Origin of the sequence: Chromobacterium sp. ATCC 53434, from assembly GCF_002848345.1 — a bacterium.
Classification (GTDB): Bacteria; Pseudomonadota; Gammaproteobacteria; order Burkholderiales; family Chromobacteriaceae; genus Chromobacterium.
Window position 1 is genome coordinate 4,693,097 of the sequence record NZ_CP025429.1, and the last position, 17,443, is coordinate 4,710,539.

At 66.4% G+C, this 17,443-nt stretch carries 21 protein-coding genes; 8 read left to right on the plus strand and 13 right to left on the minus strand.

What is annotated here, in order from left to right; translation table 11 throughout:
• Nucleotides 1-99: 99 nt before the first annotated feature.
• Nucleotides 100-513, minus strand: a complete 414-nt coding sequence (locus tag CXB49_RS20905; RefSeq protein WP_158300978.1) for a hypothetical protein — start codon at nucleotides 511-513, stop codon at nucleotides 100-102.
• A 155-nt stretch (nucleotides 514-668) separates the two neighbouring features.
• Nucleotides 669-1,001 carry a hypothetical protein gene (locus tag CXB49_RS20910; RefSeq protein ID WP_101710160.1) on the minus strand — a complete coding sequence of 111 codons (333 nt, stop codon included), beginning with the start codon at nucleotides 999-1,001 and terminating at the stop codon, nucleotides 669-671.
• 376 nt (nucleotides 1,002-1,377) lie between these two features.
• Between CXB49_RS20910 and ompR the strand changes: the two genes are divergently transcribed.
• Together ompR and CXB49_RS20920 are read left to right on the plus strand one after the other, a co-directional pair.
• Nucleotides 1,378-2,103 carry a two-component system response regulator OmpR gene (gene ompR / locus CXB49_RS20915; protein WP_101710161.1) on the plus strand — a complete coding sequence of 242 codons (726 nt, stop codon included), beginning with the start codon at nucleotides 1,378-1,380 and terminating at the stop codon, nucleotides 2,101-2,103.
• 3 nt (nucleotides 2,104-2,106) lie between these two features.
• On the plus strand, nucleotides 2,107-3,408 hold the full coding sequence (locus tag CXB49_RS20920; RefSeq protein WP_233492875.1) for an ATP-binding protein: 1,302 nt from the start codon (nucleotides 2,107-2,109) through the stop codon (nucleotides 3,406-3,408).
• A gap of 9 nt (nucleotides 3,409-3,417) precedes the next feature.
• Here CXB49_RS20920 and CXB49_RS20925 read toward each other — a convergent pair whose 3' ends face one another.
• A complete protein-coding gene (locus CXB49_RS20925) occupies nucleotides 3,418-3,834 on the minus strand; it encodes a hypothetical protein (RefSeq protein ID WP_101710162.1) in 417 nt (138 codons plus the stop codon).
• Between the two features lie 97 nt (nucleotides 3,835-3,931).
• On the opposite strand from CXB49_RS20925, the gene CXB49_RS20930 reads away from it, so the two are divergent.
• Nucleotides 3,932-4,795, plus strand: coding sequence for a LysR family transcriptional regulator (locus CXB49_RS20930; protein ID WP_101710163.1), 864 nt, complete (start codon nucleotides 3,932-3,934; stop codon nucleotides 4,793-4,795).
• Here CXB49_RS20930 and CXB49_RS20935 read toward each other — a convergent pair.
• The 4 genes from CXB49_RS20935 to CXB49_RS20950 form a co-directional block, all read right to left on the minus strand.
• Nucleotides 4,792-5,646: a DMT family transporter gene (locus CXB49_RS20935; protein WP_199406921.1), complete on the minus strand. Its 855-nt coding sequence runs from the start codon at nucleotides 5,644-5,646 to the stop codon at nucleotides 4,792-4,794. The two genes, CXB49_RS20930 and CXB49_RS20935, sit on opposite strands and share 4 nt — an antisense overlap.
• On the minus strand, nucleotides 5,643-6,521 hold the full coding sequence (locus CXB49_RS20940) for a methylated-DNA--[protein]-cysteine S-methyltransferase (protein ID WP_101710165.1): 879 nt from the start codon (nucleotides 6,519-6,521) through the stop codon (nucleotides 5,643-5,645). Before CXB49_RS20940 ends, CXB49_RS20935 begins: the two co-directional genes overlap by 4 nt.
• 1 nt (nucleotide 6,522) lies before the next feature.
• The gene (locus CXB49_RS20945; RefSeq protein WP_101710166.1) at nucleotides 6,523-7,002 is read right to left on the minus strand and encodes a DUF1203 domain-containing protein; all 480 of its coding nucleotides are present in this window, start codon (nucleotides 7,000-7,002) and stop codon (nucleotides 6,523-6,525) included.
• Nucleotides 7,003-7,086: 84 nt separating this feature from the next.
• Nucleotides 7,087-7,689, minus strand: a complete 603-nt coding sequence (locus CXB49_RS20950; protein ID WP_101710167.1) for a CBS domain-containing protein — start codon at nucleotides 7,687-7,689, stop codon at nucleotides 7,087-7,089.
• A gap of 171 nt (nucleotides 7,690-7,860) precedes the next feature.
• Between CXB49_RS20950 and CXB49_RS20955 the strand changes: the two genes are divergently transcribed.
• Both CXB49_RS20955 and CXB49_RS20960 read left to right on the plus strand, forming a co-directional pair.
• The gene (locus CXB49_RS20955) at nucleotides 7,861-8,586 is read left to right on the plus strand and encodes a hypothetical protein (RefSeq protein ID WP_233492876.1); all 726 of its coding nucleotides are present in this window, start codon (nucleotides 7,861-7,863) and stop codon (nucleotides 8,584-8,586) included.
• Nucleotides 8,583-9,350, plus strand: coding sequence for a transporter substrate-binding domain-containing protein (locus CXB49_RS20960; protein WP_101710168.1), 768 nt, complete (start codon nucleotides 8,583-8,585; stop codon nucleotides 9,348-9,350). The genes CXB49_RS20955 and CXB49_RS20960 overlap by 4 nt, the downstream gene beginning before the upstream one ends.
• 63 nt (nucleotides 9,351-9,413) lie before the next feature.
• Here the strand turns inward: CXB49_RS20960 and waaA are convergent, their stop codons facing one another.
• Together waaA and waaC are read right to left on the minus strand one after the other, a co-directional pair.
• Nucleotides 9,414-10,679, minus strand: a complete 1,266-nt coding sequence (waaA, locus tag CXB49_RS20965; RefSeq protein WP_101710169.1) for a lipid IV(A) 3-deoxy-D-manno-octulosonic acid transferase — start codon at nucleotides 10,677-10,679, stop codon at nucleotides 9,414-9,416.
• The gene (waaC, locus tag CXB49_RS20970) at nucleotides 10,676-11,635 is read right to left on the minus strand and encodes a lipopolysaccharide heptosyltransferase I (RefSeq protein WP_199406914.1); all 960 of its coding nucleotides are present in this window, start codon (nucleotides 11,633-11,635) and stop codon (nucleotides 10,676-10,678) included. The genes waaA and waaC overlap by 4 nt, the downstream gene beginning before the upstream one ends.
• A gap of 508 nt (nucleotides 11,636-12,143) precedes the next feature.
• On the opposite strand from waaC, the gene CXB49_RS20975 reads away from it, so the two are divergent.
• From CXB49_RS20975 to CXB49_RS20985, 3 genes are read left to right on the plus strand one after another with little or no spacing between them, the layout of a single operon-like run.
• Entirely contained in the window at nucleotides 12,144-12,896 is a 753-nt protein-coding gene (locus CXB49_RS20975) for a glycosyltransferase family 2 protein (protein WP_101710170.1), read from the plus strand.
• A 58-nt stretch (nucleotides 12,897-12,954) separates the two neighbouring features.
• Complete coding sequence (locus CXB49_RS20980) at nucleotides 12,955-13,401, plus strand: GNAT family N-acetyltransferase (protein ID WP_158300979.1); 447 nt, start codon at nucleotides 12,955-12,957, stop codon at nucleotides 13,399-13,401.
• 38 nt (nucleotides 13,402-13,439) lie between these two features.
• Nucleotides 13,440-14,435, plus strand: a complete 996-nt coding sequence (locus CXB49_RS20985) for a S66 peptidase family protein (RefSeq protein ID WP_158300980.1) — start codon at nucleotides 13,440-13,442, stop codon at nucleotides 14,433-14,435.
• Between the two features lie 6 nt (nucleotides 14,436-14,441).
• On the opposite strand, the gene aac(6') is transcribed toward CXB49_RS20985, so the two are convergent.
• From aac(6') to CXB49_RS21005, 4 genes are all read right to left on the minus strand, one after another.
• Entirely contained in the window at nucleotides 14,442-14,882 is a 441-nt protein-coding gene (gene aac(6') / locus CXB49_RS20990) for an aminoglycoside 6'-N-acetyltransferase (protein WP_101710173.1), read from the minus strand.
• Nucleotides 14,879-16,189, minus strand: coding sequence for a hemolysin family protein (locus CXB49_RS20995; RefSeq protein ID WP_199406731.1), 1,311 nt, complete (start codon nucleotides 16,187-16,189; stop codon nucleotides 14,879-14,881). Before CXB49_RS20995 ends, aac(6') begins: the two co-directional genes overlap by 4 nt.
• Before the next feature lie 61 nt (nucleotides 16,190-16,250).
• The gene (locus tag CXB49_RS21000; RefSeq protein ID WP_101710175.1) at nucleotides 16,251-16,976 is read right to left on the minus strand and encodes a uracil-DNA glycosylase; all 726 of its coding nucleotides are present in this window, start codon (nucleotides 16,974-16,976) and stop codon (nucleotides 16,251-16,253) included.
• A gap of 140 nt (nucleotides 16,977-17,116) precedes the next feature.
• Nucleotides 17,117-17,443: a rhodanese-like domain-containing protein gene (locus CXB49_RS21005; protein WP_199406732.1), complete on the minus strand. Its 327-nt coding sequence runs from the start codon at nucleotides 17,441-17,443 to the stop codon at nucleotides 17,117-17,119.

Here is a 17,443-nt window from a genome sequence, read left to right on the forward strand (position 1 = left end):
AACCCACCCAAAATCGCTCCCAAAACCAGGTAGGGTGCGTCACCCCGAAGGGGCGACGCACCGCTGGGCGACGCACCGTTGGATAACACACCGTTGCGCTTACTCCACCAACGGCAGCGGCCACTGGCAGCCGCCGGCCGCGCGGCGGCGCGGACGGTCGCAGGCGGCATCGTCGGCCGCGCAGGGCGCCTGGGGGCGCGCGCAGTCCGCGGGCGGCAGGCGCTCGTCCAGACATTGCCGCCGGGCGGCGCCCAACATGCCTTCGCACGAGGCCTGCGCCGCCAGCAACGCTTCGCAGCGCCGGGCATCGCGCTGGCGCTGGCAATTCAACGGAGGAGTGTAGTAGGCGAGGCAGGCGCGGCGGCGCGGCTCGGCCAGGTCCTGGCAGCTGCGCAAGCCCTGACGATGGATCTGGCAGCGCTGCGGCGCGACGGCGCGTCCGCAATCGTCGTCGACTTGCGCCGCCGCCATGCCGGCCAGGCAGGACAACCACAGACCGACTCCGGCCCGCACGCAATCCCCCCACCTGGTTTTCCGCTGATGCTTCATCGCTGCGCCCTTTTCCGAGGGAAGGCGGCCCGGGGCCGCTGACAAAACGCCGCGCGGCGGCTGGATTGGGGCGCGCCGGCGCAGACCGTGCAATCGGGGCAGGGAAGCGGCGACGGTTCTTATTCGGACGGGTTCTGTTCCTGCTCCTGCCGGCGTTTATCCTGCCAAAAATTCGGCTTGCTGGGTACTGTCCGCGCGTGTCCATCGGGCGATGGCGGCAGCAGCCGGGACTGGTGCTTGACCGGATCGAAGCCCAGATCGCCGTTGCGCTCGGCCTCGCGCATCCTCAGATTGCGCAGCCGGCGGTGTTCCGCACACCCGGGATCGGCCTGGCACGCCTGCGGCGCGGGACCGGCATGGGGCCAGCTGCGGCCGCCTCCGGACGCCCGCGCCAACACCGCCTGTTGCGCCAACAGGCAGCCGCACGCCAGAATGATCAGGTATCGCTTCATATCGACATTTTATCCTGTCCGAGACAAACCGGGCCATCGCCGCGGGGAACGACGCGACCCACCGCCGGAAAAGCCCGTGCCGGCAAGCGCGGTTCCGGATTGCCCATCGGGTGGCGCGCCGCTTGCGGCGCGCAATGATAAGAGCATGAAAGTACAGGGAAGCCGATGAAAGATTTGACTTTTTCCAGACAAGCGGCAGGCTTTCCCCTAGCATCTGCTTCAGCTTAAGCGCAAGCATTTGCTCAGACGTCAGCGCCGGCAGCACAATTGTTAACGACTGTATCGCGACGCATCGGCTTAACATCTGTAAAAACAAGGTCGGCCAAAGCGCGCGCACCGGCGCTAAGCTGGCAACCGGAACACTGAGGAAACCCACATGGAACACAACAAAATCCTGGTCGTGGACGACGATGCCAAGCTGCGCGAACTGCTGACCCGTTACCTGACCCAGCAAGGTTACAGCGTGGAAACCCTGCCCGACCCGAAAGACCTCGATCGCAAGCTGGCGCGCAACCGCCCGGACCTGATCGTGCTGGACGTGATGATGCCGGGCGAGGACGGCCTGGCCGTGGTGCGCCGGCTGCGCGCCCAGGGCGAGACGCTGCCAGTAATCATGCTGACCGCCCGCGGCGAGGACATAGACCGCATCCTCGGTCTGGAAATGGGCGCCGACGACTATCTTCCCAAGCCGTTCAATCCGCGCGAACTGACCGCCCGCATCCAGTCCGTGCTGCGCCGCCACCACACGACGCCGGCGCTGGCCGCCCAGCACAATGCCGACGACGTGGTCGAGTTCGGCGAGTTCGCGCTGAACCTCGGCCAGCGCGAGCTGCGCCGCAGCGGCCTGCCCATCGCGCTGACCAGCGCCGAATTCGCCGTGCTGTCGGTGCTGGTCAGCCACCCGCGCCGGCCGCTGACCCGCGAACAGCTGATGGAACTGGCGCTGGGCAAGAGCAACGGCGAATCGCTGGACCGCAGCATAGACGTCCACATCTCGCGGCTGCGCAAGGCGCTGGAAAACGGCGACAGCCAGCTGCGCTACATTCAAACCGTGTGGGGCTACGGCTACGTCTTCGTGCCGGACGGCTCGCCGAGGGAGTAAGCCTTGCTGCGCAAGTTGTTGGGCTCGCTGTTCTTCCGGCTGGCGCTGCTGGTGGTGACCGTGGTGATCACCACCCAGTTTTTCTCGTTCTGGATGGCCTCCAACGAACGGCACAAGCTGCTGGAACGCCAGCTGTACATCCAGGTGCTGGACACGCTGTCCTACCTGGAAGACTCGATGACGGGCATGAGCAACGAGGAGCGGCAGGCCTTCCTCGACAATTACAACCGTCCCGGTCTGCCCAGCCTGCTGCCGTTCAACGCCGACCAGGGCCAGACTTTCGCCGACGATCTGCCCAAGATAGGCAGCATGCTGGCGCAGCGGCTGTCGCACGATCTGAACGAGCCTATCCAGGCCCATTATGCGCGCCGCGAGGACCACAGCGAGCTGTGGGTGCATGTGCACGTGCTGGACCAGCCGTACTGGCTGGTGATTCCGTTCGGCCGCTACCGCGACCGCTGGATCAATCCGTTGCTGCAGGCGTCCTTGCTGGCGGCGCTGTTCGCGACGCTGCTGGCCTCGCTGGTCGCCTGGCGCATCACCAGGCCGATCAGCCGGGTGGTGCAGGCCAGCCGCGAACTGGCCGGCGGCTCGATGCCGCAAACGATTCCGGAAACCGGTCCGCGCGAAGTTCAGCTGTTGGCGCACAACTTCAACAGCATGGCCCTGGCGCTGGACAATGCCGCGCGCGAGCGCCGGCTGATGCTGGCCGGCCTGTCGCACGACCTGCGCACGCCGCTGACCCGGCTGAAGCTGACGCTGGAAATGCAGGAAGCCAGCACCGACCAGCACGACATGCTGTCCGACATCGACGAGCTGTCGCGCATCGTGCGCCAGTTCATCGATTTCGCCCGCGCCGAGGAAACCAGCCGCCTGGAACCGGTGGCGCTGGCCGATCTGGCCGGCAGCGTCGTGGCCCGCTTCCGCCGCGAGGACATGGACGTGCGGCTGGACATCCGCAGCGAGGTCGAATTGCAGGCCGACGCGCTGGCGCTGGAGCGCCTGCTGAGCAATCTGCTGGAAAACGCCCGCCGTTACGGCCGGCCGCCGGTCATCGTCCGGGTGGAGCGGCTGGAGAGCGAGATCGCGCTCAGCGTCATCGACCACGGCGCCGGCATTCCCGCCGCGCTGCGCGAATCGGCGCTGGCGCCGTTCGAACGCCTGGCCGAGCACCGCGGCACCGACGGCGGCAGCGGTCTCGGCCTGGCCATCGTCGCCCGCATCGTCAAGCAGCACGACGGCAAGCTGGAGCTGGCCGACGAGGACGGCGGCTTCAAGGTGGCCATCCATCTGCCGACCTCCTGAGCGGTCCCATCAGCGGAAACGCAACATCAGCCACAGGCCGGCCAGGCTCAACGCCATGCCGGCCACCCGCCCCGGCGACGGCTGTTCGTGAAACAGCCACCACCCCAGCGGCAGCAACATGGCCGTGCTCAGCACATTGGAACTGAAACCGGCGTAACCCAGGTTCCAGCCGGTGCGGTAGGCTAGCAAATACCCGATTTCAACGCCCACAATCCCCAGCGCCACCCCCAGACTGCTCCAGTTCAGCGCCGCCACCCCGCGCTGCCCCGCCGGCAGCCACCACATCCCGACCAGGCACATCGCCAGCGCCAAGGCGTAGCTGACCGCCAGTGAAAAGAACGGATTAATCGCCGCCGGCACCTGCTTGATCGACAAGTGATACAACACCGAGCCGGCTACCGTCAGCAACAAGGCCACTGCAAACATCGCGCCACTCCATGCTAATACGTAGTATTCCGATGCTAAGCAAACAGCCCGCTTATAGGTAGACTGCAAATCCAGGCAATCGTTATAGGTTTTCATTATGACCAGAGACCTCGACACCGCGCTGTTGCGGGCGCTGGCGGCGGTGGCTCGCCACGGCAGCATCAACCGCGCCGCCGCCGAGCTGGGCCACAGCCAGCCGGCGCTGAGCCTGCAGTTGCGCAAGCTGGAACAGCACTGCGGCCAGACGCTGCTGCTGCGGTCCACCCGCGGCGTCAACCTCACCGCCGCCGGCCGCGCGCTGCTCCCCTTCGCCGAGCGCATCGTCAGCCTGGCGGAACAGATGCTGCCGGCCGAGGCCGCCATCGCCGCGGCGCCGTGCCGGGTAGGCCTGATCGAAGACGTGGTCAGCCGCCACCTGCCGCAGGTGCTGGCCGATTTTTCCCGCACCCATACCCAGCTGGGCCTGGAGGTCAGGGTGGAGCCGGGACGGGAGTTGAGCGCCGCTTACCGCGCCGGCGAGCTTGACCTGCTGATCGCCAATCCGCGGCTGTGCGGCCTGGAAGAACAGCCGCTGTGGTCGCTGTCCTGCGCGCTGCCGTGGTTGGCGGCTGGAGGAGCATGGCCGGACGGCGCCGAACTGCCGCTGGTGCTGTTCACCGCGCCGTGCAGCTGGCGCAACGCGATGCTGCAGGCGCTGGAATTGGCGGGCCAGCGCTATCGGGTGGTATTCGAGAGCTCCAGCCTGCTGGCGGTGCAAGCGGCGCTGGAAGCGGGGCTGGGCGTCGGCGCGCTGCTGCCGGACGCCGCGGGCGACAAACTGCGGCCCCTGCCGTCCGGCCGGCTGCCGGACTTGCCCGCGGTGCCGCTGGCCCTGTATCGCCGTACAGAACGGGCGGAAAATCGGGGACTGGAGCTGCTGAGCCGGCTGTTTTTCCGCGAATTGAGCCGCCTGGCCGCTTAGCGCCTGGCGTTCAACAACAGCACCCCGCCCAGGATCAGCGCCGCGCCGGCCAGCATCGCCGCGCTGACCGCCTCGCCGAGAAACAGCGCGCCCCACAACACGCCGAACACCGGCACCAGATAAGTGACGCCGCTGGCCCCGGTTGCGCCCAGGCGGTCTATCAAGCGATAGAAGATCAGATAGGCCAGCGCGGTGCACAACAGCGCCAGCAAGGCCACCGCCAGCCAGGCGCGCGCCGGCGCCGGCGACGCCGGCCAGTTCCACCAGGCCAGGGGCAGCAGCAATAGCGCGCCGCTGGCCAGACCGCCGCAGGCGGTGAGCAAGGACGGCATTCCCGGCAGCCAGCGGCGGGTCATATGTCCGGCCCAGCCGTAACAGGCGGTGGCGCCCAGCATCGCCAGCACAGGCGCCAGCGCGGCCGCGTCGAAGCGGGCGCCGCGCCCCAGCAGCAGCGCCGCGACGCCGGCCAGTCCCAGGGCCAGACCGGCCAGGCGCCGCGCGCCGGGTCTCTCTCCGGCCAGCGGCCAGGCCCACAGCGCCGTCATCAGCGGCGTGGTGGCGTTCAGCACCGAGGCCATGCCGGCCGACAGCGACAACTGGGCCCAGGCGATCAGGCAGAACGGCAAGGCGGTCAAAAACACGCCGACCACGGCGATAGCCCGCCAGCGGGCGCGCCACAACGGCAACAGGCCGCGCCAGCACAGCAGCGGCAGCAACAGGCAGGCGGCCAGCCCCACCCTCAGCGCGATCAGCGGCAGGGGGCCGAAGGCCGGCGCGGCGATGCGCATGAACAGGAAGGAGCCGCCCCACAAGGCCGCCAGCAACAGCAACGGCGCGAACTCGCGCCTCACGCCGCCACCTCGCCGGCCGCCGCCAGCCGCGCGCTCTCCCAGCCTATCAGGTCCAGTTTGCGCTCCTCGCCCCAGCGATAACCGCCCAGCGCGCCCTCGGCGCGTATCACCCGGTGGCATGGAATCAGCCAGGCCACCGGATTGGCGCCCACCGCGTTGCCGACCGCCCGCGCCGCGCCCGGCCGGCCCAGCCGTTCCGCCAGCTGGCGATAGCTGAGCAAGCCGCCGTAGGGCACGGCCAGCAGCGCCCGCCACACCTGAATCTGGAAATTGCTGCCCTGCACCCTGAGCGCCAGCGGCGGACCGTCCGCCTCGGCCAAGGGATCGAACAGGCGGCCGCACAATTCCCGTCCCTGGCCGGCGACGTGGCGCAGCGCGGCGCGCGGCCATCGCGCCCGCAACCAGGCCTCGGCCTCCGCCTCGTCCGCCAGGAATTGCAGCGCGCACACCCCGCGCGCGGTTCTCGCCAGCAGCGCCGGGCCGAAGCGACTGGCTTCGACGCTCCACACGATGTCCAGCCCGGCGCCGCCCTGCTGGTATTCGCCCGGCGTCATCGCCTCCAGCGTGACGAACAGATCGTGCAGCCGGCTGGCGCCGGACAGGCCCAGTTCGTGCGACAGGGACAACACCGGCGCGCCGGCCGCCAGCCGCGTCTTGGCCGCCTCGCAGGTCAGCTGCTGGATGAAGCGCTTCGGACTGACGCCGGCCCAGCGGCTGAACAGCCGCTGCAGCCGCGATTCCGACAGGTAGAGCGCGGCGGCCAGATCGGCCAGCTGCGGCTGGTCGCCGGCATGGGAAACCAGATAGCGTATCGCGTCGCGAACGCGGGTGTAATCGCGACCGTTCTCCGCGTCGTCAAGCAGGGCGACGTTCATCTCATTCGCTCCGGTTCAAGCGCAGCGCGTAGCAGCCATGCGCGGGAAAGCGCAGCATCGCGAACGCGATTTCCGGCCGCGCCTCCCAGCGCGCCAGCGTCGCCTCCGCCTCGCGCGTCGGCAACAGCGCGGCTTCCAGCATGCTCTGTCCGTCGTCGTAGGCGCGCAGCGCCACGCCTTCTCCAAGATAGGCGTCCCCTCCGTCGCGACGCAGCAACGACGACAGACCGGGCAGCGATTCCGGCTGCGGCCCGGCCGCCAGGAAAACCGGGCCGTACTCGCGATAAGGTCCGGTTTGGCGGAATGGGCTGTAGCTCGCCAGGATCAGCGCCTCGCCCCGACGGGCGCGGCGCAGCGCGTCGCGAAACGGTTCGCCGCCGGCGGCCGTCAGCCGCCGCACCGGCTGGCCGAGGGCGTCGACGCCCTCGCGCCTCGCCCGTTCGACGAAAGCCGCATCCAGGGTTTCCAGTTGCCAGGCCATGCCGCTCTCCTTCGTATCATTGCGATGTCCGAAGTCTATGGCGGCGGCGGCCCGGCGGCGACCCGATTCTTGCCATCCCCGGCCTCAACCGGTGTACAGCAGCGAGTACTGGATTTCCGACAAGGCCTGCGGCACGCGGATGAACGATAGCGGCATGCCCAGCAGCCGGGCCATATGGGTGGTGGAGAACAAGCCGCACAGCTCGTGGTGGCCATTGGCCGGATTCACCTCGACCACCAGCGCGTGCTGGCGGCCCAACTGTTTCATCGTCGCGATCAGCTGGCCGACATTGGCCGCCGCCACGTCCTGCAGCCGCAGCGCGTCCAGATGGTCCCGCGGGGTCATCACGTCGGCGACCAGGATGTCGGCGTGATGCTTGCCGTGTTCCCGCATGCACTGGATCGGCCGCTCGCCGAGCAGATCGACGGCGGTGACGATGCCCAGCAGACCGCCGCCGTCGTCGTGGGCGAACAGCAGACGGATGCCATGGCTGATCATTTTCTGGTGCGCCTCGCGCAGATCGGCGTCGGCGCGGATGCCGACAGGATTGACCACTCTCAGATCGGTCATCACGCTCAGCGCCGCGCTGTGAAGGTCGATCGGAGGGTGCGGACGCTGCTCCAGTTGCACCAGGTCGGTCGTGCGTGGCAGAGTCAGAGTGGGCAAGGAATGGAAATCGTTAGCCATGGCGGCTCCTCGCAGGGCAGACTCGAAAGGCAAAACGGGCCGGCCCGCCCATTGCGGTCAGCCCTGTCTTCACGTTAGCGGAAAAGCCGCCCGACTTCAGCACCCGGGCAGGGAACTTTACGTTTCAAAATTGCCTCATTAGTGTATTTGTCCTAATTCCTGCGAAAATCTATGAAGCATAACGATGATGGCCGGCGCCATGCCGGACGCTACGGCCGGTTCGCGCTGGCCTGCCTGCTGCCCGCCGCGCTATTGGCCGGCCCCGCCCACGCCGACGGCTGGCCCTATCCGGGCTGGCAGGACGACGGCGTGGTCCGCGTCAAGGCGCTGGCGCTGCTGCAGACGGCCAACGCGACCCTGCTGAGCCAGCCCAGCGCCACCCGCACCTTGCAGCAATGGTGCGCCGAGCACCGGCTGGCCGCCGAGCCCCGCATCCGCGCCTTGCGCGACACCGATACCCGCAAGCCGGCCAACGCCGAGATCCGCCGCCAGCTGCAAGTCGGCGCCGACGAGCCGATAGGCTATCGCCGGGTCAAGCTGGCCTGCGGCGAGCGGGTGCTGTCCGAAGCCGACAACTGGTATGTGCCGTCGCGGCTGACGCCGGAGATGAACCGCCTGCTTGATACCACCGACACGCCGTTCGGCACCGCGGTGCGCGCGTTGAACTTCAGCCGCCGCACCGAAAGCGCGCGCCTGCTGTGGTCGCCGCTGCAACAGGGCTGGGAGATGCGGCCGCTGGCCGCGTCCGCCGGCAAGCCGCTGGAGATTCCGGAACAGGTGCTGCAGCACCGCGCGGTGCTGTACAAGGACGGCAACACGCCGTTCAGCCTGGTGGTGGAAACCTACCGCCGGGAATTGTTCGCCTTTCCGCTGAACCAGCGGGAAACGGGCCGATGAACGCCGTTCGCATCGTCGCCGTCTGCGCGGCGGCGCTGCTGGCCAGCGCCGTCGCCCGGGCCGACCGGCTGGACGACATTCTGGCGCGCGGCGAACTGAGGGTAGGCAGCAGCGGCGACTACCTGCCGTTCAGCGGCAAGGACGACGCCGGCCGGTACCGCGGCCTGGACATAGACATGGCCGGGGATCTGGCGCGCGCGCTGGGCGTCAGGCTGCGGCTGGTCGACACCAGCTGGCCGACGCTGATGCGCGACCTCGCCGACGACAAGTTCGACATCGCGATGGGCGGCATCTCGATCAGCCTGGAACGGCAGAAGCGGGCGCTGTACTCGACCCCTTATTTCGACGACGGCAAGACCCCCATCGCCCGCTGTGACCAAGCGGCGCGTTTTCAGACGCTGGAACAGCTGAACCGTCCGGAAACCCGGCTGGTGGTCAATCCCGGCGGCACCAACGAACGCTTCGCCCGCACACGCCTGCCGAATGCCGGTTTAACGGTTTTCCCCGACAATACCGCAATTTTCCAGCAGATCATCGCCGGCAAGGCCGACGCGATGGTGACCGACGCGGTCGAGACCCGTTATCAGCAAAAGCTGCATCCGGAACTGTGCGCCTTGCACCCGGACAAGCCATTCGACTTCTCGCAGAAAGCCTATCTATTGCCGAACGACTGGCGCTGGAAAGCCTGGGTCGACCAATGGCTGAACCAGCGGATGCGCGACGGTGCCTTCGCCAGGCTGTCGGCCAAGTGGCTGGGATCCTGAAGCTGGCTCAATGAAAAAACCGCCTGAACAGGCGGTTTTTTTATTTTTGGCTGCAAACGCGTCTCAATCGGCCGGCAAGACCGTCTTCAGCAAGGCCAGCATCCGCTCGCTGGCGCCGCGGTGCGCCGCGCTGAAGCTCAGCGCGCCCTGCCGCATCGTCTCCGCCCCGGCCGGATCGGCCAGCAGCGACAGCACCGCCTTCACCAACTCGTCGGCGTCGGCGACCTGCCTGCCGGCGCCGGCGGCCAGCGAATCGGCGGCCGCCTGCTGGAAATTGAACACCGACGGACCAAACAACGCCGGGACGCCCATCAACGCCGGCTCTATCAGATTCTGGCAACCGAAGGGCAGCAGGCTGCCGCCGATGAAGGCGACGTCGCAGGCGCCCAGATAGGCGAACATCTCGCCCATGCTGTCGCCGAGCCAGACCCGGGTGGAGGCGGCCACCTCGGCCTCGTCGCTGCGGCGCTGCAGGGCAAAGCCGCGCTCGACGGCCAGTTCCGCCACCGGGTCCAAGCGTTCCGGATGGCGCGGCACCAACAGCAGCAGGGTGTCGCCGACGGCGGCGCCGGCCGCTCGCCAGGCATCGAGGATCAGGGCCTCCTCGCCGTCCCGGGTGCTGGCGCACAGCAGGACCGGCCGCGCGCCGATGCGGCGACGGAAGTCGGCCGCCAAATGACGCTGCGCTTCAGGTATCTCAATATCATATTTGCTACTGCCGCAAACAACGATATTTTCAGCGCCCAGTAGACGCAAACGATCAGCATCTTGCGCCGTTTGCGCGGCAACAGTGGTCAATTTCCTCATTTCCGGCGCGATCAAACCGCGTATTCGACGATAGCCTTTCAGCGATTTTTCGGACAATCTGGCATTGAACAACAATAGCGGCACCCGCTGCTCGGCGGCGGCGTGAATCAGATTCGGCCAGATCTCGGTTTCCATCAGCACGCCGCAACGCGGCTGGTAGGCGCGCAGAAAATCGGCGACGGCGCGCGGGTAGTCGTACGGCAGATAGCGCACTTCGGCGTCGGGATACAGCGCCTCGGCGGTGGCGCGGCCGGTAGGCGTCATCTGCGTCAACAGCAGCGGCGCGTCGGGCCACTGGCGGCGAATCGCGGCGACCAGCGGCTGCGCGGCGCGGGTCTCGCCGACCGACACCGCGTGGATCCAGATCGCGCCGCTCGCCCTGGGCGCCAGCGCCCGGCCGAAACGCTCGTCCCAATGTTCCAGATAAGCCGGCGCCTTGCGCGCGCGTTTACGCAGATAGCGGCGGATCAGCGGCGTCAGCGCCCGCCACAACAGGCCGTACAAGCCGCGCCGCCAGCTCATGTCCAGTCTCGCCTCGCCTGCAGCGCCTGCATCACCTCGTCGACCGTCGGACATTGGCCGACATTGCCCAGATTGGTCGCCCACGGCGTTTCCACCACGCCGGTCTGCTGAGGATCGGTATCGGTGTAGATCGCCACCAGCGGCACTTGCAGAGCGTTGGCCAGGTGGGCGAGCCCGGTGTCGACGCCGATCACAGCGCTGGCGTGGCCGAGCAGGCCCGCCGCCTCGGACAGGCTCATCTTCGGCGCCACCACGGCCGCCGGCAAGCGCGCGGCCAGCCGTTCGGCGCGCGCCTTTTCCTTGTCGCTGCCCCATGGCAGCACCGTCACCAGGTCATGCCGGGACGACAGCTCCTCACCCAGCGCTATCCAGCGCGCTTCCGGCCATTCCTTGGACGCGCGGCTGGTGGCGTGCAGCAGCACCGCGTAGCGGCCGCTCAGCATCCAGGACGGTCTCTCGCCGGCGGCCACCCCGAAGTTGGGCGCGCCTTCGGGCCGATAGCCGAAACTCAGGCCGAACAGCAGGCGATTGCGGTCTATCGCCGACAGCAGGCGCGAAACCGTGTGTTTCTTGTCGTAGAACAGGCTGGCCAGCGACTCGCGCGCGCTCTTCCAATCCAACCCGGCCAGCGGCGCGCGCGCCCAACGCGCCGGAATGGCGCTCTTGATCAGGCCCTGGCTGTCCAGCACCAGATCGAAATGGGTGTCGCGCAGCTGCCGTTTCAATTCCCGCAGTTCACGCCAGGCCGCAGGCCGCAGCAAGCCCTTGCGCCAGCTGCGCCAGCGCAGAGTCAGCACCTCGGCCACCTGAGGATGCAGCCGAGCGATGTCGGCAAAGCTTTCCTCGGCCAGCCAGGTCAGCCGGATATTGGGGTAGTGCGTCTTCAGCTCGGTGATGGCGGGCCAGGTGTGGATAAGGTCGCCCATCGACGAGGTGCGCACGATCAGCACATTCATCATGGCGCGCATTGTACCCGAGCGGGGCTGTGGTTAACCAAGTAAAATCCCGCCTAATCAGATGTGGATAAGTGCTTGTGAATAAGTTTCGCCACTTTTATCCACAATCTACCAGACCGTTGCACCCGGTAATAATCCAATGGCTATCAACAGGACAAGCCTATGAAGAAAAGCGTTTTTTTTCATTTGTCCACAAAAAAAGCCGCCTTCATTATTTTCATCATTTTATAGTTGCGTTAATGAAAATCCGCTGATGAAAAGCCGTTTCGCGACAAAAAACGTCATGCACAGGTCTGCGGGCAAAAGCATCGGTCTCCATGTGGAAAACTCGAGATAACGGACGAGGCTCAAAGTTATCCACATGTGGTCAACTTCGGATCAGCCTTGCTGACAACAGCTTGTCATGCAAGTTAAGTTGTTGAAAAATAAATGGTAAAATGACTTATCCACAGTAAAGGACTAGCTTCTACCAGTTTCATCATTTTATAAATGGGAAAAACAAGAAAAGATGCGAGTCGCAATCAGCGCGGTACTCATCACCAAAAACGCGGGCAAACAGCTGGAACAATGTCTGCAGAGTCTGGCCTTCGCCGACGAGATCGTCGTTGTGGATTCAGGCAGCAGCGACGATACATTGGCGATAGCTGCAGCCTATCGGGCCAAAGTTATCCACCAGGACTGGCTGGGATTCGGTCCGCAGAAGCAATTCGCGGTCAGCCAAGCCAAGCACGACTGGGTGCTTTGCCTGGATGCCGATGAATACCTTTCCAAAGAATTATCTTTTTCTATCAATAGGATGCGAGACAATCCACAGGCCTCGGCCTACCGTTTCGCGCGTTGCAACCGTTTCATGGGTCGTTTTCTGAAGCACGGCGAGGGTTACCCGGACTGGTCGCTGCGCCTGTTCGATCGCCGGCGCGCGCGCTGGTCCGACGACCTGGTTCACGAGTACGTGATCTGCGACGACGCTGTGGAAAAACTCGATGGGGATCTGATGCACGAGTCGGGAGAGGACATCGCGCTGTATCTGATCAAGCAGAACCGCTACACCTCGCTGCAGGCGGAACACCTGCGCGCGCGCGGCAAGAAGGCGGGAGCCGGCAAGCTGCTGTTCAGTCCGCTGTTGCGTTTCTTCAAGTTCTATTTCGTTCGCCGCGGTTTCCTCGACGGCCTGCCCGGACTGGTGCATATCTCGATCGGTTGCTTCAACAGCTATATCAAGTACGCGAAGCTGATCGAGCTTCACCGGCTGAATAAATGACGTTTGGTTTTTATTGGCGAATTCCCTTAGCATGGGGTTTTGCTTCGAAACCGAACCAATGAATCCAATCCTGATCCGGACAATGACGGAAGCCGACATCGCCGCCGTCGCGAGGCTGTGTCAGGACCTCGACTACCCGACGACGCCCCGGCAATTGGCGTCGCGCTACGCGGCGGTGCGCGGGAGCCCGGACAACGAGATCTGGGTGGCGGAGCTCGATGGCCGGGTCGTCGGCTGGGCGCATGGCCACGGCGGTCATCTGCTGGAGGCTGACGGCTATGTCGAAATCGGCGGCATCGTCGTCGATCCGGCTTGTCGCAAGCAGGGCGTAGGCCGTTTGCTGTTGCAGGCCTGCGAACAATGGGCGCAGGCTCGCGGCTATCCGCGCATACGGCTGCGTTCCGGCATTCATCGCGCCGACGCGCATGCCTTCTATCGCCATATCGGCTATCGGCAGCGCAACACCGGCATCACGTTCTCGCTCGATCTGCCGCGGCGCGATTGAATGCGGCCGGCTCATCCACACGCTTCAGGATCACACCCATGCCCATCCGTTTTCCGGCTCCGCTGAAGCCCGGCGACGCCATCGCCGTCACCGCCTTTTCCTCCGGCGTCCACAGACAGCTGCACGGCCGGCTGGACGACGCGCTGGCCTCGCTGCGCGCGCGCGGCTACCGCGTGGTGGAGGGCGAGTGCCTGCGCGACGAGAAACGCGATGCCAGCGCGCCCGCCGCCGCGAGGCTGGCCGAACTGCGCCGCTTTCTGTTCGATCCCGACATCCGCGCCATCCTGCCGCCCTGGGGCGGCGAGCGGGCGATCGAATTGCTGCCGGGCCTGGATTTCGACGCCTTGGCCGAATTGCCGCCGAAATGGATCGCCGGATTTTCCGACGTGTCCACCTTGATGGCGCCGCTGACCTTGCGGGCCGGCTGGGCGACGCTGCATGGCCCCAATCTGATGGATCTGCCGCTGCGGGACAGGGTGTTCGGCAACGAGGCGTTGCTGGCCGCGCTGGAGACAGGGATGCCGCCGGGGCAGTCGCAGCACGACCGCTACTGGCGCTGGGACGCGCCGGGCCGGCAATTCGCCAACCGGGTTCGGTTGCTGGACGGCGAAGCGGGGAAAATGGAAGGAAGATTGATCGGCGGCTGTCTAGACGTGTTGGTTTCGCTGCAGGGCACGCCGTATTTCGATCTGGACGCGTTCAAGGCCGAACCGGCCATCCTGTACCTGGAAAACTGCGAACTCGCGCCCTGCGGCGTTCTAAGGGCCCTGGCGGGCCTCCGGCTATCCGGGGCGATGGATGGCCTGGCCGGGCTGGTGTTGGGCCGCAGCAACGGTCCCGACGCCGCCGATGGCGACGCCCTGGACTACGAGGGGGCGTTGCGCGCCGCGCTGGACGGTTTGCCGTGTCCGGTGGCGATAGACGCCGACATCGGCCACGTGCCGCCGCAATGGAGCCTGTTTAACGGCGCCTGGGCGGCTTTGGAGGTGTTCGGGGAGGGGAGGGCCAGGCTGGAGCAGCGCGCGACGCGCTGAGCGCGTTTAAAGCGGCATTCTGTAGAACACCACCCGCTCGGTCTCCTCGAAACCCAGCGACAGGTGGGCCTGCTGCGAGACTAGGTTGTCCAGGCTGGTGTCGGACGCCAGTTCGGCGCAGCCGTGGCCGCGGGCCCATGTCTTGGCCGCGTCCAGCAGCAGGGCCGCCATGCCCGCGCGCCGGTGTTCCGGCGCCACGTACAGGCCTTCGACGAAGGCCACCGGCGAGCTGGATGCGCCGTTGACGTAGTCGCCGCGCAGCGAGAGTTCGATCAGGCCGATGGCCTCGTTCCCGCCGGCCAGCGCGAGGAAGGCGGCGCAACGGCCCGGATCGGCCGATTGCGCGGCGATTTCCCGCCGTTGCCGCGCCATCGGGCAATGCGGCCATAGCGCGGCGCGCAGGCCCAGCCAGTCGTCCGGACGCGCGGCGGCGGGGATGGCGGTCATATCGATTCGAATTCCGGTTGCGGCAGGTGATGGCGCAGCACCAGGATCTTGTCGACCCGGGTCTTGTCCATGTCCACCACCTCGAAACTGAAGCCGTTCCAGTCGAAACGGTCGGCGACGCTGGGAATGCGGCCGAACTGGAACATCATCATGCCGCCCAGCGTGTGGATGTTGCCGCCGGCTTCGCCCGGCAGCGGCGCCTCCAGTTCGAAAAACTCGCGGAAACGCTCCAGCGACAGCATGCCGTCCACCAGCCAACTGCCGTCCTCGCGCTGCACGATCTCGTCATCTTCGCCGTCGATTGCCGGCATATCGCCGACGATGGCTTCCATCACATTATTGATCGACACCAGGCCTTCCAGCTCGCCGTATTCGTCGACGACCAGCGCGCTGTGGCTGCGCGCCTGCTTGAACTGTTCCAGCAGCTGCATCAGCGAACTGGTCGCCGGCACATACAGCGCCGGCGCCAGGTCGGCGGCGAAGTCCAGCGGCTCGCCGCGCAGCAACCGGTCCAGCAGCAGCTTGGCGTTGAGCATGCCTATCACTTGGTCGGTGTCGCCGCGGCAGACCGGAAAATGGCTGAACGGGTGGCGCAGCAGCAGCTCGCGGTTGTGGTCGGGGCTGTCTTCCAGATCCAGGATCACCACGTCCTTGCGCGGCGTCATCACCGAGGCCACCTTGCGGTTGTCGAGCCGGAAGATGTTCGCCACCAGCGCCTGTTCGGCGCGGTCGAACACGCCCTCGTCGGCCCCTTGTTCCATCAGCACGCGGATCTCGTCCTCGGTGATCGACGGCTCGTCGCTCTTCTTCGCGCCCAGCAGCAGCAGCAGGCCGTCGGTGACGCGGCTGAACACTTGCACCAGCGGACCGCTGGCGCGCGACAGCAGCAGCATCGGCGGCGCAAGCGTCATCGCCACCCGTTCCGGATTCAGCAGCGCCAGCCGTTTCGGCACCAGTTCGCCGAAGATCAGCGACAACATGGTGATCAGCACCACCATCAACGCCACCGACAGCGGCTTGCTGTAAGGCGCCAGCGGCGGCAGGTCCAGCAGCACGTTCCTCAGGTGATCGGACAGCGCCGCCTCGCCGTAGACGCCGGACAGGATGCTGATCGAGGTGATGCCGATCTGGATGGTCGACAGGAAGCGGGTGGGCTCGGCGGACAGTTTCAGCGCGGCGCGGGCGCCTTTGTGGCCCGCGTCGGCCCAATGCCGCAGCCTGACCTTGCGCGCGGAGACCACGGCGATCTCGGCCATGGCGAACACGGCGTTCAACAGGATCAGGCCCAGCAGCAGCAGAATTTCCACGATGAAAGGAGGGAAGTGGCGAAGCTGTTAGCTTAGGGCAAGCCGGCCGCCGCGCAAAGCGTCAGAACAGACAGCTTTGCGCGGCGGGCATCACCGCCCAGCGTACCGGCTGACGGCCGCGGGCCAGCAGCCAGGCGTTGACCTGGGAGAAGTGCCGGCAGCCGTGGAAGCCGCGGCTGGCCGACAGCGGCGACGGATGGGCGGCGGTCAGCACCAGGTGGCGGCTCTGGTCGATGCGTTCGGCCTTGGTTTGCGCCCAGTTGCCCCACAGCAGGAACACGCAGCCGGGGTTTTCCGCGTTGACGGCGTCGATCAGCGCGTCGCTGACCGTTTGCCAGCCGAACTTGCCGTGGCTGCCGGCCTGATCCCGCTCCACGGTGAACACGCTGTTCAGCAGCAGCACGCCTTGTTGCGCCCAGTGGGTCAGATCGCCGCTGGAGGGGATGCCGAGGCCGAGGTCGGCCGCCAGTTCCTTGTAGATATTGCGCAGCGACGGCGGCACGCGCACGCCGTCCGGCACCGAGAACGACAGGCCCATCGCCTGGCCGTCGCCGTGGTACGGGTCCTGGCCCAGGATCACCACCCTGACGTCGGCCGGCGCGGCGAAGCTGAGCGCGTTGAACACCTGCGGCGGCGGCGGAAACAGCGTCTTGCCGTTTTGGCGCTGCAGCGTGAGCTGGCGGTCTATCTCGGCCAGGCGGGAGGCGATGGCGGGCTGGCCCAATACCGCTTCCCAGTCGGGATGGATGCGGGCGAGGGCGGGGGCGAGGTAGGTCGAAGAAGACATGTCGGGTTCTTTGCGGCGTATCGTCAGGCGGTTAACGTGGTTTGGAATGATGGCTGCGCGATTCGTTCCAAAACAAAACACCGCCCGGAGGCGGTGTTGCTCGGGTGCGTCACCCCTCTGGGGCGACGCACCATCCGATATCAATACCGGGCGACGGACGGGTCCACTTGAACCGACCAGGCATCGATGCCGCCTTGCAGGTTCAGCACCTGCTCGAAGCCGGCGTTCTGCAGGAACAGCGCCACCTGGGCGCTGCGCATGCCGTGATGGCAGATGGCGACGATGACGGTGTCGTCGGGCAGCTCGCCGTTCCGGATCGGGATCAGATTCATCGGAATGTGGACGCTGCCGGCTATGTGCGCCAGCTGGACTTCCCAGCCTTCGCGCACATCCAGCAGCAGCGGGCGCGCGGCCTGCGGATCGGCCAGCAGCGCCGCCAGTTCCGGTGCGGTGATTTCGCGCAGCAT

Excerpts from the sequence above, each read along its gene's own strand:
- CXB49_RS20910 (WP_101710160.1), bottom strand. The coding sequence starts at position 1,001 with ATGAAGCGATACCTGATCATTCTGGCGTGCGGCTGCCTGTTGGCGCAA.
- ompR (WP_101710161.1), top strand. The coding sequence starts at position 1,378 with ATGGAACACAACAAAATCCTGGTCGTGGACGACGATGCCAAGCTGCGC.
- CXB49_RS20925 (WP_101710162.1), bottom strand. The coding sequence starts at position 3,834 with ATGTTTGCAGTGGCCTTGTTGCTGACGGTAGCCGGCTCGGTGTTGTAT.
- CXB49_RS20930 (WP_101710163.1), top strand. The coding sequence starts at position 3,932 with ATGACCAGAGACCTCGACACCGCGCTGTTGCGGGCGCTGGCGGCGGTG.
- CXB49_RS20940 (WP_101710165.1), bottom strand. The coding sequence starts at position 6,521 with ATGAACGTCGCCCTGCTTGACGACGCGGAGAACGGTCGCGATTACACC.
- CXB49_RS20945 (WP_101710166.1), bottom strand. The coding sequence starts at position 7,002 with ATGGCCTGGCAACTGGAAACCCTGGATGCGGCTTTCGTCGAACGGGCG.
- CXB49_RS20950 (WP_101710167.1), bottom strand. The coding sequence starts at position 7,689 with ATGGCTAACGATTTCCATTCCTTGCCCACTCTGACTCTGCCACGCACG.
- CXB49_RS20955 (WP_233492876.1), top strand. The coding sequence starts at position 7,861 with ATGAAGCATAACGATGATGGCCGGCGCCATGCCGGACGCTACGGCCGG.
- CXB49_RS20960 (WP_101710168.1), top strand. The coding sequence starts at position 8,583 with ATGAACGCCGTTCGCATCGTCGCCGTCTGCGCGGCGGCGCTGCTGGCC.
- waaA (WP_101710169.1), bottom strand. The coding sequence starts at position 10,679 with ATGAGCTGGCGGCGCGGCTTGTACGGCCTGTTGTGGCGGGCGCTGACG.
- waaC (WP_199406914.1), bottom strand. The coding sequence starts at position 11,635 with ATGAATGTGCTGATCGTGCGCACCTCGTCGATGGGCGACCTTATCCAC.
- CXB49_RS20975 (WP_101710170.1), top strand. The coding sequence starts at position 12,144 with ATGCGAGTCGCAATCAGCGCGGTACTCATCACCAAAAACGCGGGCAAA.
- CXB49_RS20980 (WP_158300979.1), top strand. The coding sequence starts at position 12,955 with ATGAATCCAATCCTGATCCGGACAATGACGGAAGCCGACATCGCCGCC.
- CXB49_RS20985 (WP_158300980.1), top strand. The coding sequence starts at position 13,440 with ATGCCCATCCGTTTTCCGGCTCCGCTGAAGCCCGGCGACGCCATCGCC.
- CXB49_RS21000 (WP_101710175.1), bottom strand. The coding sequence starts at position 16,976 with ATGTCTTCTTCGACCTACCTCGCCCCCGCCCTCGCCCGCATCCATCCC.
- CXB49_RS21005 (WP_199406732.1), bottom strand. The coding sequence starts at position 17,443 with ATGCTGCGCGAAATCACCGCACCGGAACTGGCGGCGCTGCTGGCCGAT.